Below are 13,371 nucleotides of genomic sequence, written 5' to 3'. Positions count from 1 at the left end.
GCGCGAGCAGACGCAAAAGTCGCCTAAATGGCGCACTTTCGGGCGCCCTTGCGTCTGCTCGGCAGGGGAGGTGTCGTCACCACCGGGCCGATCCAGTGCCGCAACACCTTTCGCAACTGTGCGGGCGAGCGCGGCGGATCCGGCGGCGTCAACACCAGGGACTGGATCAGCCGCAGCAGGTACTCCACCAGGTCGTCGAACTCCCTACCCCGGTATCCCAGTGCGGCCCAATCGATTCCGGTGTGCTCGAGCATCGTCCTTGACCGGGTCAATGCGGTGCCCATCACCATCTGTCGGCTGGTCAGACGTGTCCGGTCCGCATCGAGCAGCGTCGTCAGCAGCGGGTCGTCCGGTAGTCGCTCGACCAGGTAGGCGACGGCGTCGACCAGCAGGTCGACCGGGTCGCTGAGGCCGGACGTGAGTTCGATGATCCGTCCCGTCCAGCCCGCGAGCGCGACTTCGCCCGCGGCGGTGAGCAGATCGTCGATCGTCGCGAAGTAGCGGTACACGGTGGGGCGGGTGACGCCGAGGTCGGCGGCGATGACGGAAAGGCTGGTCTGCTGCCGGCCGCGTCGTTCCAGGCTGCGGATGGCCGCATCGACGACACGCTTGCGGGCCTCCTCATCGTCGGCGGGTGGGGTTCCGCCCCAACCCTTCCGGCCCATCGTTACCGAACCCGGGGCAAGCTGATCATACGGTCAGTGTAGTGCTGTCAAATCTGTCACGCAGCGCCCCGCCCATGCGGGTGACCGCCTCGGTCAAGATCGCTTGCGAGGTAGCGAAATTCACTCGCACGTGACCGGCGCCGCCGGTGCCGAAGATGTGTCCGGAGCTGAGCGCGACGCGGGCGTGGTCGAGGAACCACCGGGCCGGCCCGGACAGCTCGGAGACCACTTTGGGGCCCTCGGTGTGCGCGTCGTCGAAACCGAGCTCGCCACAGTCCAGCCACGCCAGATAGGTGCCCTGGGGCCGCAGCAGCTGCACCCCGGGAAGGTGCTCGCCGACGAGATCAGTAAGCAGCGTGCGGTTTTCGTCGAGGCCGGTGAGCAGGGCGTCGAGCCAGTCGCCGCCGGTGCGGAAGGCTGCGGTGTGGGCGATCAGGCCGAGGTGGCTGGCGCCGTGGCCGACTTCCTCGGGCATCCGGCTCAGGTCCGCGGCGGCCTCGGGACCCGCGATCGCCAGAGCCGCCTTGAGGCCGGCCAGATTCCACGCTTTTGACGCCGAGGTCAAGGCCAGCGCGTTCTCGGCGCCGGGCACGCTGAGGTAAGGCGTGAAGTGCGTACCGGCCAGCACCAGTGGAGCGTGGATCTCGTCGGACACCACCCGGACGCCATGGCGGCGGGCAAGATCGGCAACCGCGAGCAATTCGTCGCCGGTATGCACCGCGCCGGTGGGGTTGTGCGGGTTGCACAACAGGTAGGCCACGGCGCCGGACCGCCCGGCGTGCTTGCGGGCTTGCGCGAACGAATCGTCAAGCGTGGCCAGATCGATTCGTCCGTCCGGGCCGAGCGGCGCCTCGACCACGCGCCGGCCGTCGTGCGAGACGAACGCGTAAAACGGCGCGTACACGGGCGAATTGACGATGACGTTATCGCCGCGGTCGGTGACCAGTCGCAGCATCTCGACCACACCGAGCATCACGTCGGGGACCACCCGGGTATGGCCTACCGAAAAGTCCCACCGCCAGCGCTGCGCGGCGAATTCGCTGACTGCCTGCGCGTAGCTTTTGCCGTGCGGGTAGCCGGTGTCGCCGGCGTCGACGGCGCGATGGATGGCCTCCGCGACGGTGGGGGCGAGGTGGACGTCCATCTCCGCGACCCACAACGGCAATACATCCGCCGGGTGCGCACGCCACTTCATGCTGGTGCGGGTGCGCAGCTGCTCGAGGGTGAGCTCCTCGAGAGGGTTACGCGCCACGCCTGGATTCTAACCGGGAGCCAGATAGGCCCGTGCCGAGCCGATGGCCGGAACAAACGTTAGGTTAGAGTGCTGGGGTGTTCACGCTCAGGTTCGACATGCGGGCACCCGATTGGGCGGCGCCCGCGGCGGACCTGTACGCCGCCGCCATCGACATGTGCGGGTGGGCCGAGACCCGGGGCGCGGTGCTGGCGCTGCTGTCCGAACACCACGGCGCCGACGACGGCCATCTGCCGGTGCCCCTTATACTGGCCTCCGCCATCGCCGCACGCACCCGCAATCTGGCGATTCTTGTTGCCGCGGTGCCGATTCCGTTGTGGGATCCGGTGCGGCTGGCCGAAGAGATCGCGGTGCTGGACCTGATCAGCCGGGGTCGGGTGTCCTACGCACTGGGGGTGGGGCATCGCCGGCAGGAATACGAACATTTCGGCCTCGACATGGCCACCCGGGGGCGGGTGGCCGACGAGATCGTCGCGGTCCTCGGGCAGATGCTGCGCGGCGAGGCCGTCGAGTACCGTGGCCGCGCCGTCCGGGTGACGCCGCGCTGCGGATCGGAGCACGGGCCGATGATGTTGATCGCCGGGGGCAGCAAGGCGGCGGCCCGCCGCGCGGGCCGCCACGGCCTGGGTTTCATCGCCCAGACCGAGTCCGCCGGCTTGCAGGACTACTACGAAGCCCAGTGCCGCTCGCACGGCCACCCTCCCGGGATGTTTCAGGGTCCGGTTTCCGGCACTCCCACAACGGTTTTCGTTGCCGAGGACCTCGATCAGGCGTGGCAGGAACTCGGCCCGTATCTACTGCACGACGCGTTGACCGCGGCGTCGTATCGCCCACAGGACGATTCGGTGGCCAGCATCACCCGCGCGGCGAGTGTGGCCGAATTGCGCGCCGAGGCCGGCCCTTACCGGATCTTCACGCCACAGCAAGCCGCCGCCTATGTGCGCAGCGGGCGGCCGCTTCCGTTGCACCCGCTGTGCGGCGGGGTGCCGCCGCAGGTGGCGTGGCCGTATCTCGAACAAGCGGCAGCCGTATCGTCCGATCAGTAGAGGAGCAGTGCATGCGCGTCGTCGTGTGGTCCACCGGGGGAGTCGGGTCCATCGCGATCGACGCGACCTGTCGTCGGTCAGACCTGGATCTGGTTGGTGTGTGGGTGCATTCGCCCGACAAGGTCGGAAAGGATGCCGGCGAGCTGGCCGGTATCGGGCCGATCGGGGTGGCGGCGACCCACGACGCCGAGGCGCTGATCGCGTTGCGGCCCGACTGTGTGGTGTATGCGGCCAGCGGGCCCGAACGCGATGGTGCCGCCGTGCCCGACTACCTGCGCCTGCTTTCGGCCGGCGTCAATGTGGTGTCGACGACGTCGACCGGGTTGATCTATCCGCCTTCGTATTACGCGCCGGACTGGCGAGACCAGCTGCAGCAAGCCGCGCTATCCGGCGGATCATCGTTCTATGCTTCGGGCATCTTCCCCGGCTTCGCCTCCGATGAGTTGGCGCTGCTGATGACCACCCAGTCCAAGAGCATCCGCCGCATCACCGTGAGCGAGGTGGCGCTCAACGACCACTATCCGGTGGCCGACGTGATGATGGACGGGCTGGGTTTCGGTCGGCCGCTGGATTTCGAGCCGATGATGAAGACGCCGGGCTTCATCGAAATGGCCTGGCAGGCACCGCTGAACCTGATTGCCGCCGGGTTGGGCGTCGAGGTCGAGCAGGTGCGCGGCACGCTGGACCGCCAGCTCACCGACCGCGACATCGAGGTTGCGTTCGGCACCATCGCGGCCGGTACCTGTGGCGCCGTGCGCACCCGGGCTGCCGCAGTGGTGAACGGTGGTGAGGCCATCGTCCTCGAACACGTCATCCGGATGGCGCGTCACGTCGCACCCGACTGGCCGGCTTCGGATTTCGACGCCACCTACCGGGTGGAGATCGAGGGTGATCCCGACATCCACTGCATGCTGACCCTGGGCGATGCCGAAGGACACGGCGCCGGGCGCGCGGCGATGGCGGCCACCGCCATGCGGGTCGTCAACGCCGTCCCTTACGTCGTCGCCGCGGAGCCCGGTCTGCTCAGCTCACTGGACGTGCCGATGACGTTGCCGCGGTGCGTGTTCGACTAGCTCGACGAGTGCCGGTCAGGCGAGCTGGACCCGCCCGGTGATGAGGTCCATGATCGGCTTGCCGGGGGCGAACGACCCGGTGATCGACGCCATGGCATGGCCCTGGTCGACATTGAGCGTGATGCCGTTGATCGATGCCGCGGCGGCGCTGTTGAGCATGATCATCGCCTTGCCGATGTCCTCGGGCGTCAGGGTGGCGCTGCCGGTGTCGTCGCGGTAGTCCTGGGCGAAGGTCAGCCACAGGTCGGCGTTGGCGCGGGCCAGCGGGGTGTCGGTGGGGCCGGGGCAGACCGCGTTGATCCGCACGCCCTTCTTCTGGAAGTGGTAGCCCTGCCAGGCCACATATCCGTTGATCGCCTTCTTACTGAACCCGTAGTGGATGATGCCCTGCGGCTCGCGCTCCTGCGACCAGGCCAGCGCCGACTTGTAGTCCGGAGTGGCCAGGAAATCCTGCACCAGTTCCAGGTCGTTCTCCCAGCCCATCCCGGCGACCGAGGAGATGAAGCAGATGGCGGCGCCGCGCTGCAGCAGGTCCTTCTCGAAGAGCCGCTCGATGAGGTGGCGATGCCCGATGAAGTTGACCTGCATCAACTTTGGCCCGTCGGCGACGCCGGCGGCCGAAAACAGCGAGTGGACGGGACCGTCGAGTGCGTCGACCGCCCGGTCGATGGAATCCTGGTCGCTGAGGTCCAGCGAGATCACGCGGTCGACGTCGAACTCGACCGGCGCGAAGTCCATCACCGTGACATGGGCACCGAGGTCCTTGGCGATCTGTGCCGCGGCCGCGCCCATACCGGTCGCACCGCCGACCACCAGAACGTTCTTGCCCTCATAACCTAGTAACTCTGACGCCGTCGTCATCGCTTCCCCTTTTTTCCTGGTGGTTCGGTCCGCCGACGTTACAATATCCGGACGAGATGTAAGTTACAAACCTGGCCGTCCGGGCGGTTGACCACGATCGCGGGTCCCACGTAGCGTACGTGGCACAAATATTAGGTTGCATAGGAGAAGGCGTGTACACGCTGCGCTTCGACATGCGTGCGCCGGGATTCGGCGCCGACCCGACGGCGCTGTACGCCGCCGTTCCAGAGATGTGCGCCTGGGCGGAGAACCACGGGGCGCTGGCCGCCGTGGTCTGCGAGCACCACGGCTCCGAGGACGGCTACCTGCCATCGCCGCTGCTGCTGGCCTCCGCGATCGCCTCGCGCACCGAGCGGTTGGCACTGAGCCTGATCCTGATCCTGCCGTTCTACGACGCGGTACGCCTGGCCGAGGACATCGCGGTGCTCGACCTCATCAGCAAGGGCCGGGCGTCCTACATCTTCGCGCTGGGGTACCGGCCGGAGGAGTACGAGATCTACGGGCTGGACCTGGCCGATCGGGGGCGGTTGGCCGACGAGAAGCTGGCATTGCTGCGCAAGCTGCTGGCCGGTGAGACCGTGCTGGACGGGGACCGGCGGATCTTCGTGACGCCGCGGCCGGTGAGCTCCGGGGGGCCGGGGATGATGTGGGGCGGCGGGAGCCTGGCGGCGGCCCGGCGGGCGGGTCGGTACGGCCTGGGGATGCTGGCCAACGCGAACATCCCCGGGATGCGCGAGGCTTACGAGGCCTCCGCCCGCAAGCACGGCTACAAACCGGGGGCGGCGTTCTTCCCCGACCGCAACAACCCTTCGGTGGTTTTCGTCGCCGACGACGTGGAGCAAGCGTGGGCGGAACTCGGTGAGCACCTGCTGCATGACGCGCGCACGTATGCGTCATGGAACCCCGGTGACCAGACGACGGCGGGTTTCTCCCACGTGGACACCGTCGAGGAGTTGCGCGAGACGGGTAAGTCGCACGTGATCATCACGGTGGACGAAGCGGTTTCGCGGGTGCGCGCCGGCAAGATGCTGGCGTTGTCGCCGCTGTGCGGCGGGGTGCCGCCCGAGGTGGCGTGGCCCTATCTCAAACGGGTGGGTGAGGTGGTAGCGACCGCCGCCCAGCCTGTTGCTGCGGAGACCGCATGACGACGACCGAGATCTACTACGACCCCTTCGATTTCGACATCGACGACAATCCGTATCCCATCTGGAAGCGGATGCGTGACGAAATCCCGTTGTACTACAACGAGAAATACAACTTCTACGCGCTGAGCCGGTACGAGGACGTCGCCCCGGAGCTGACGAACTGGGAGACCTACCGGTCCGGTCGCGGCACCACGATGGACATCATCATGAGCGGCATCGAGGTGCCGCCCGGCGTCATCCTGTTCGAGGACCCCCCGCTGCACGATCTGCATCGTCGTTTGTTGTCAAGGGTTTTCACGCCCCGGCGGATGGAGGCGATCGAGCCGCTGACGCGGGACTTCTGCGTACGTGCGCTGGACCCACTGGTCGGTTCGGGCCGGTTCGTTTTCATCGAGAATCTCGGGGCGATGATCCCGATGCGCACCATCGGTTATCTGTTGGGCATTCCCGAGGAGAACCAGGCCGACATCCGCGACCGCGGGGGCCGCGCGATCAATCTGCGTGAGGGCACCTTCCGGGCGGTCGACGAGGACCTGTTCGAAAAGAGCTACGAGGTGTTCTCCGACTACATCGACTGGCGGATCGAGCACCCCTCCGACGACCTGATGACGCAGTTGCTCAACGCCGAGATCGAAGACAACGGAGTGGTGCGGCGCCTGGAACGCACCGAGGTGCTGATGTACACCAGCATAATCGCCGGCGCCGGCAACGAGACGACGACGCGCCTGATCGGCTTCATCGGGCAGTTGCTGGCCGACCATCCCGACCAGTTGGCGCAGATCGTGGCCGACCCCTCGCTGATCCCGATGGCGATCGAGGAGGTGCTGCGCTTCGAGGCGCCGTCCCCGGTGCAGGCCCGCTACGTCGCCCGCGACGTCTCCTGCCACGGCACCCTGATCCAGGAGGGGTCGATCATGTTGCTGCTCAACGGATCTGCCAACCGCGACGAGCGCAGGTTCGTCGACGGCGAGCGTTTCGACATCCACCGCGGCGGGGGCCATCTGAGCTTCGGGCACGGACTGCACTTCTGCCTGGGATCGGCCTTGGCACGGATGCAGGCGCGGGTGGCACTCGAGGAGGTCATCAAGCGGTGGCCGGCCTGGGAAGTCGACTATTCGGCCGCCGAAAAGGCGCACACCAGCAGTGTGCGGGGATGGGCGAAACTTCCGGTCGTCACTGGGTAGGCCCGCGGGGAGCGGCCGTTGTCGACCGCTTGTGGGGGATCAAGGCCCCGCATTCGTTAGTCTGAGCTGATTGGATCAGACGGGAATCGGGCTACATGCAGGGCGTATTCATCGGGACCTTCTCGAGCGGCCTTCGAGAAGGCTCGGCGGCGACGCTCATCGCGAGCATCGCCGCCGCGTTCCTGACCCGAAATGGCCGGTCGACGCCTCCGATGCGCGCCGGCGTGGCCCTTGCCGTCGTCGTCGGGGTGATCGCCGTTGTCTTCGTGACCTCGATGATCCGCTGGATGAACCGCGACGACGGCCGCCTCCGGCGCGACCTCGAACGTGCAGCTCGGCACGCCATCAGCCGCCGCGGTTCGCCGGTGCCGGCCGCTGCACCCCACGCGCAGGTGCTGTCCTTCGCACCCGCCGACGGCCCACCGAACTCCGCGACCTCACCGCCGCGGGTGCGGAATACATCGACGGTGTTACGGTGCGGGTCTGGCAGGTCGCGGCCCTCTGTGTCGTCGCCGCCGGTCGTGTTGGCCGCAGCCAAGCACCGGAGAGGAGGCGAGTAGCCAATGTCGAAGCGCACCAGGCGGTTTAACCGATGGGTAGTGGTCGGCGCCGCATTGGCTGTCGCCGCCTGCAGTCGCGGAGGCACTGAGCCGCCGAAAAGCGGAGCAAACGACGTCAAGGTGACGATGAGCAACGACGGCGGCAAGGACCGCTGCGTGCTGAGCACCACCACGGTGCCGGCCGGCCCGGTGAAATTCATCGCGGCAAACGCAAACGCGCCCGGCATCACCGAAGTCGAGTTGCTCAAGGATCAGCGCATCCTCGGTGAGAAGGAGAACCTCGCGCCAGGTCTGGATCCCGTCTCGTTCACCGTCACTCTCGACGGTGGCGCCTATCAAATCTATTGCCCAGGAGCGGATATCGAGTACCAAACGCTGACGGTGACCGGGCGGGCACCCGCGCCGCCCACCGGCACGGTGGCAACCGACCTCAGTCAAGGCACGAAGGACTACGCGACGTACGTCGTCGCCCAAATCGGTCAACTTTACGACGCGGTCAAGCTGCTTGACGACGCCGTGCAATCCGGCGATGTGGCGGGCGCGAAACAGGCCTACGCGAAAGCGCGGCCGTTCTACGAGCGCGCCGAAACCAGTGTCGCAGGCTTTGTGCTGCCAGGCTTTGCGGTCGGTGACAACGAAGGCAACCTCGACTACTTGATCGACATGCGTGAGTCGACTCCGGTCGACGCCAAGATCGGCTGGAAGGGTTTCCACGCGATCGAACGCGATCTGTGGCAGGTCGGCGCCATCACCTCCGCCACCAAGGCGCTGAGCGCCGAATTGGTCGACAACGTAGGCAAATTGAAGGGCACCGTGGCCAACCTGCAGTACCGGCCCGAGGACTTGGCCAACGGCGCGGCCGACCTGATCGAGGAAGTGCAGAACACCAAGATCACCGGCGAAGAAGAGTCGTTCAGCCACTTGGACCTCGTCGACTTCGCGGCCAACGTGGAGGGCGCGCAGCAGGCGTACGCTGCGCTGCGGCCGGGACTGGAAAAGATCGACGACTACCTCGTCAACCAGATCGACCGGCAATTTCAAGACGTGCTGGCTGTGCTGAACGGCTACCGCGATCCGGCGGCCCTGGGCGGTTATCGGACCTACACCCCGGAACTGCGGGCCCGCGATGCACCGAAGCTGACCGCCGTCATCCAGCCGCTGCACCAGAGCCTGTCCATGGTTGCCCAGAAAGTCGTCGCGGTGGGATGACATGACCGACGACACTTCGGCGATCACCGAACCAGTTGACAGCACACCGGTTTCGCGGCGCCGGCTGCTCGGCGGCACCATGCTGGCCGGGCTGGCCGGCGCAGCCGCAGGCGGACTCACCGGCTACGCGGTCGCGGCCGGGCAGGACAGGGGCGACCAGAACGACGCCGTAGACCTGCGCCGCAGCTACCCCTTCTACGGGCAATCCCGTGAGGGCAGTCACCAAGGCGGAATCGCCACACCACCCCAGCGGTACTGCGTGTTCATGTCCTTCTCGCTGGCAGCCGGAGCGGGGCGAGCCGACCTACAGGGGTTGCTGGCCCGGTGGTCGGCGGCGGCCGCGGTTTTGCAGCAGGGCAATCCGGTGGGGGCGGTGCAGCCCGCGGTGGAGGTGCAGCCGCCGGCCGATACCGGCGAAGCGCAGGGCCTGAGTCCGGCCGGCCTGACCGTAACCATCGGGTTGGGTCCTTCGCTGTTCGGCGATCGCTTCGGACTGGCGGGCCGCAAACCCGCGCTGTTCGCCGATCTGCCTGCGCTCAACGGAGACAACCTCGATCCGCGGCTGCGCGGCGGCGACGTGTCGGTGCAGGCGTGCGCGGACGACCCGCAGGTGTGCTATCACGCCACCCGCAACTTGACCCGGCTGGGGCGCGACGTGGTCGCGCCGTCATGGCAGGTGCTGGGTTTCGGTCGCGCGTCGGCAGGGCCCGGCCAGGTTACGCCGCGAAACCTGATGGGATTCAAGGACGGAACCCGCAATGTCATCACCGACGAGCAGTACCGCCGATTCGTGTGGATCGACAACAGCGACCAGGCCTGGCTGAACGGCGGCAGCTACCAGGTCGTCCGCAAGATAAGGATGCTGCTCGAAACCTGGGACACCGACCGCATCGGCGACCAGCAACAGACTTTCGGCCGCAACAAACAAAGCGGCGCACCGCTGGGCGGCAAGGACGAATTCGACACCCCCGACTTCGGCGCCAGAGGCCATGACGGCAAACCGATCATCGACCCGCTGTCCCACATCGGATTGGCGGCACGGGAAAACAACGACGGCGTGATGATCCGAAGACGCTCGTACAACTACACCGACGGGCTGGACGGCGCCGGTCAGCTCGACGCCGGCCTGCTGTTCATCTCGTATCAGAACGATCCGCGCAACTTCATTCGGCTGCAGAACCGGTTGGGCGCCAGCGATCTGCTCAACGAGTACATCCGCCACATCGGGTCGGCGATCTTCGCGATACCGCCGGCGCCCGACAAGGGTCACTACATCGGTCAGTCGCTGTTCAGCTGATCCACCAGCACCGGTCCCTCAGGTTTGTCGCCGAGGGTCTGCAGTTGCAGCGCGATGGCCTTGCCCTGTGCGGTCAGCCGGATGATCTGCGCCAACTCGCGCGGGGCGTCGCATTGCACGTAATGATCGCCTGTCGGGACCACCCAGTAGCGGCTCCGACCCGGCTTGGCCCGCAGATATTTCTGCCATACGTGGTTGGCAACACGCAGCGGCGCGACCGCGTCGTGCAGGCCCCAGATCAGCGTGGTGTCGACCGGGAGCTTGGAAAGCTCTTCCAGCCAGCGCTTTTCGTCGGCGGCGCGCTCATGCAGGTACTGAATGGTGTCCGGCAGCACCCGGATGCCGTCGTTGTAGGCGAAACACTCTGCCAATGCCGAGATCTCGGGGTCGGTGGGCTTGCGACGCGGCATGAACGTGGTGACCCCCAGGCCGGCGGCCAACAGCTCCGGCGTCGTCTCCGCCGCGGTAGCCCGGCCCGTCGCAGTGTCGAGCAGCGCGGTCTGGAACGGGGTCAGGTTCGATAACGGCAGGTAGATGTTGGCGTTGGTGAGGATGAGATCAGTTGGCAGTAAATCCTTTTCGGCGAGCATCCCCAGTGCGATCATGCCGACGCTGCTGCCGCGATCGTGGGTGATCATCCGGTATTCGGTCAGTTTCCACACGTGGGTGATGGCGTGCACGAGCAGACGCGCGTCGTCGTAGAGCGAGTAGACGTAGGGCTCCGGTGGTTTGTCGGAGGCACCGTAGCCGGGGAAGTCCAGCGCGAAGATCTCGAATTCCTCACCCAACTCACGCGCCAGCGCAAAATAGTCGATGCTCGACGTCGGGAAGCCGTGCACACACACCAGCGCGGGCGCCCCCGGCTTGCCGAACCGGCGCAGGAAGATCGAGACCGTTTGCCCGGCGTTGGCGTCGGTCGTCGATCGCCAAGTCAGTTCCGTCCCGCTGCTGTGCCATTCGACGAAGAGGTCCATGCTGCCAGCTTGGCAGGTCGGATGTGCCAGTCCACGCCCAGGGGTGCCCGGACTTCGGATCACGACTCGAACGCGCTGGACAACAGAAACGATAACGATTTCCCAGCTGTGTGCCGGTTTGCGGGAAAATAGTGCGCAGCAAATTGCCGGTGAAGCCTCGGCAGAGATGGGGGACCGTGCCCAAGCGACTCCGTGCTGCGCTCGCCGTGGTGGCGGCGCTATGTTTGCCCGGTGCTGCACCGGAAGGGATTGCCGAGGTGACGACGCCGGCCTGCGAGCAACGCACGTTGGTGCTGACGGCTTTCCCGGCCGAGGCCGACGCGGTGCTCGCACACACCCAGCTGGACCCCAATGCCGTGGAAATGGTTGACCGACAGTACTTCTACCGGGGTTCGATCGCCGGCAAGAAGGTGATCGTGGCGATGACCGGCATCGGTCTGGTCAACGCGACGCGTGTGACCGAAGCCGCGCTGAACCACTTCACCTGCGCCTCCGGCACTACCGTTGGGGCAGTGATGTTTTCGGGCGTCGCGGGTGGGGCCGGGCGCACCAGCGTGGGCGATGTCGCGGTGCCGGGCCGGTGGACCCTGGACAACGGTGCCACGTTCACCGCCGTCGACCCCGGGATGCTCGCGACCGCCCAGACACTCGATGTGAGCCTCAGCGGTGTCAATAACCTGGGTAACCCGTTCTGCCTGTGTCGCAACGTTCCAACCGTCAAGCTGATCGATCTGCAGCGAGCGCCGCGGCTGTTCGTCGGCGGCGACGGCTTCAGCACCGACTCCAACAATGGCCAAGCGTTTCCCTGTGTTCCCAACGGCGGCGATGTCTTCGGCTGCCAACCATGCAGTGCGCCGGGCCGGTCGCTGTTGTACACCGGGAATTTCTTCCAGGCGATCGGGCCGTTTCTGGCCAAGGGGCTGCTGAGCAATCTGAACATCTCCACAGCGCAGAATCCCGCCTTTGACGCGGTGGATCAGGAGACCGCCGCCGCGCAGGCAGTCGCGGTGGCGCACGGTGTCCCGTTCCTGGGTGTTCGCGGCATGTCGGACGGACCCGGAGATCCGCTGGGGCTGCCCGGGTTCCCCTTTCAGTTCTTCTTCTACAAGCAGATCGCCGCGGAGAACGCGGCGCGGGTGGTCGCCGCGTTCTTGGCGACGTGGGCCGGGGCCTAAAGGCGCTGAGCTCAGCCCCGCTCGACGGGGCGTGCCGGATCCGAACTCCACTCCGACCACGACCCGGGGAATAGGGCAGCGCGTTGACCGGCCGCGGCGAGAGCGGCGACCACGACGGCGGCCGTGACTCCCGAACCGCAGTACGTCCCGACCGGGGAATCAGGCTCAATACCGTTCGCCGACAACAGATCATGCAGCTCTGCGGTACCGAGGAGCGTTCCGTCGGCGGTCAGCAAACTGCCGAAGGGAAGGTTCTTCGCGCCGGGGATGTGGCCGGCGACGGCATCGACGGGCTCGACTTCGCCCCGGTAGCGTTCGGGCGCTCGCGCGTCGAACAGCGGCATGCGCGCGGCGCCGGCCTCGTCGGCGGTCAAGGTGGGCTGGCTGCCTGCGTACAGGTTCGGTTGCGGCACAGTCACATTCCCGGTCGGGGGTGCGACGGGTCCGCTCTCCAGTTGGCCATCGGAGGCGCGCCAGGCGGAGAGGCCGCCGTCCAGAATGCGCACGTCGGTCAGCCCTGCCGCGGTCAGCACCCACCAGGCGCGTGCGGAGCCAGCGCGATTCCAGTCGTCGTAGACCACGATCGGCACCCCGTCACATACCCCGCAGCGGCGCAGCGACTCCTGCAGACTGCTGCCGGACGGCAGCGGATGGCGTCCGCGCCCGGAGACGGTGTGGTCGCTGAGATCGTCTTCCAGCGACACATACACTGCACCGGGGAGGTGACCGTCCAGGTAGGCAGGCCGGCCGTCCGGGGTGTCCAGTCGCCAGCGCACGTCGAGGATGCTGACCGGTTCCCCGGCATCGATGAGCCCGGCCAGCTCGGCGGGGCTGATCAATACTTGTTCGCGCGTGCTCACCGGTTCACCTTAGCCAGGCGTACAGCTCCGGGATGTCGACGACATACGGGTGGTGGCCGCGGCGGGGAAA

Annotated in this window: 13 protein-coding genes; 8 read left to right on the top strand and 5 right to left on the bottom strand. The window is 66.8% G+C overall.

Annotated elements, in window-relative coordinates; all coding sequences use genetic code 11:
* Window positions 1-23: 23 nt before the first annotated feature.
* Window positions 24-665, bottom strand: coding sequence for a TetR/AcrR family transcriptional regulator (locus MKCMC460_RS18400; RefSeq protein WP_236982561.1), 642 nt, complete (start codon window positions 663-665; stop codon window positions 24-26).
* A 25-nt stretch (window positions 666-690) separates the two neighbouring features.
* Window positions 691-1,860, bottom strand: coding sequence for a MalY/PatB family protein (locus tag MKCMC460_RS18395; protein ID WP_370653189.1), 1,170 nt, complete (start codon window positions 1,858-1,860; stop codon window positions 691-693).
* Between the two features lie 134 nt (window positions 1,861-1,994).
* Here MKCMC460_RS18395 and MKCMC460_RS18390 point away from each other — a divergent pair, with 134 nt between their 5' ends.
* Together MKCMC460_RS18390 and MKCMC460_RS18385 are read left to right on the top strand one after the other, a co-directional pair.
* Window positions 1,995-2,963 carry an LLM class flavin-dependent oxidoreductase gene (locus MKCMC460_RS18390; protein ID WP_238304679.1) on the top strand — a complete coding sequence of 323 codons (969 nt, stop codon included), beginning with the start codon at window positions 1,995-1,997 and terminating at the stop codon, window positions 2,961-2,963.
* An 11-nt stretch (window positions 2,964-2,974) separates the two neighbouring features.
* Complete coding sequence (locus MKCMC460_RS18385) at window positions 2,975-4,036, top strand: dihydrodipicolinate reductase (RefSeq protein ID WP_236982565.1); 1,062 nt, start codon at window positions 2,975-2,977, stop codon at window positions 4,034-4,036.
* 15 nt (window positions 4,037-4,051) lie between these two features.
* Here the strand turns inward: MKCMC460_RS18385 and MKCMC460_RS18380 are convergent, their stop codons facing one another.
* Window positions 4,052-4,942, bottom strand: a complete 891-nt coding sequence (locus MKCMC460_RS18380) for an SDR family oxidoreductase (RefSeq protein WP_255735951.1) — start codon at window positions 4,940-4,942, stop codon at window positions 4,052-4,054.
* Window positions 4,943-5,049: 107 nt separating this feature from the next.
* Between MKCMC460_RS18380 and MKCMC460_RS18375 the strand changes: the two genes are divergently transcribed.
* The 5 genes from MKCMC460_RS18375 (at window position 5,050) to efeB (ending at window position 10,292) form a co-directional block, all read left to right on the top strand.
* Window positions 5,050-6,042, top strand: coding sequence for an LLM class flavin-dependent oxidoreductase (locus tag MKCMC460_RS18375; protein ID WP_236982567.1), 993 nt, complete (start codon window positions 5,050-5,052; stop codon window positions 6,040-6,042).
* Window positions 6,039-7,226, top strand: coding sequence for a cytochrome P450 (locus tag MKCMC460_RS18370; protein ID WP_238304675.1), 1,188 nt, complete (start codon window positions 6,039-6,041; stop codon window positions 7,224-7,226). The genes MKCMC460_RS18375 and MKCMC460_RS18370 overlap by 4 nt, the downstream gene beginning before the upstream one ends.
* Window positions 7,227-7,321: 95 nt before the next feature.
* Complete coding sequence (locus MKCMC460_RS18365) at window positions 7,322-7,786, top strand: hypothetical protein (protein WP_236982571.1); 465 nt, start codon at window positions 7,322-7,324, stop codon at window positions 7,784-7,786.
* Window positions 7,787-7,789: 3 nt separating this feature from the next.
* On the top strand, window positions 7,790-8,995 hold the full coding sequence (gene efeO / locus MKCMC460_RS18360; protein WP_289624974.1) for an iron uptake system protein EfeO: 1,206 nt from the start codon (window positions 7,790-7,792) through the stop codon (window positions 8,993-8,995).
* 1 nt (window position 8,996) lies between these two features.
* Window positions 8,997-10,292 (top strand): iron uptake transporter deferrochelatase/peroxidase subunit, encoded by a 1,296-nt coding sequence (efeB, locus tag MKCMC460_RS18355; RefSeq protein WP_236982581.1) that lies wholly within the window; start codon window positions 8,997-8,999, stop codon window positions 10,290-10,292.
* Here efeB and MKCMC460_RS18350 read toward each other — a convergent pair.
* The gene (locus MKCMC460_RS18350; protein ID WP_236982583.1) at window positions 10,274-11,266 is read right to left on the bottom strand and encodes an alpha/beta fold hydrolase; all 993 of its coding nucleotides are present in this window, start codon (window positions 11,264-11,266) and stop codon (window positions 10,274-10,276) included. The genes efeB and MKCMC460_RS18350 overlap by 19 nt on opposite strands.
* A 176-nt stretch (window positions 11,267-11,442) precedes the next feature.
* Between MKCMC460_RS18350 and MKCMC460_RS18345 the strand changes: the two genes are divergently transcribed.
* On the top strand, window positions 11,443-12,441 hold the full coding sequence (locus MKCMC460_RS18345; RefSeq protein WP_236982585.1) for a hypothetical protein: 999 nt from the start codon (window positions 11,443-11,445) through the stop codon (window positions 12,439-12,441).
* 11 nt (window positions 12,442-12,452) lie between these two features.
* Here the strand turns inward: MKCMC460_RS18345 and MKCMC460_RS18340 are convergent, their stop codons facing one another.
* Window positions 12,453-13,301 carry a sulfurtransferase gene (locus tag MKCMC460_RS18340; protein ID WP_236982587.1) on the bottom strand — a complete coding sequence of 283 codons (849 nt, stop codon included), beginning with the start codon at window positions 13,299-13,301 and terminating at the stop codon, window positions 12,453-12,455.
* Window positions 13,302-13,371 lie beyond the last annotated feature (70 nt).

The sequence above is a fragment of the Mycobacterium sp. 20KCMC460 genome (assembly GCF_022179425.1).
Classification (GTDB): Bacteria; Actinomycetota; Actinomycetes; order Mycobacteriales; family Mycobacteriaceae; genus Mycobacterium; species Mycobacterium kiyosense.
This window is presented reverse-complemented; position numbering and strand designations above follow the sequence as displayed.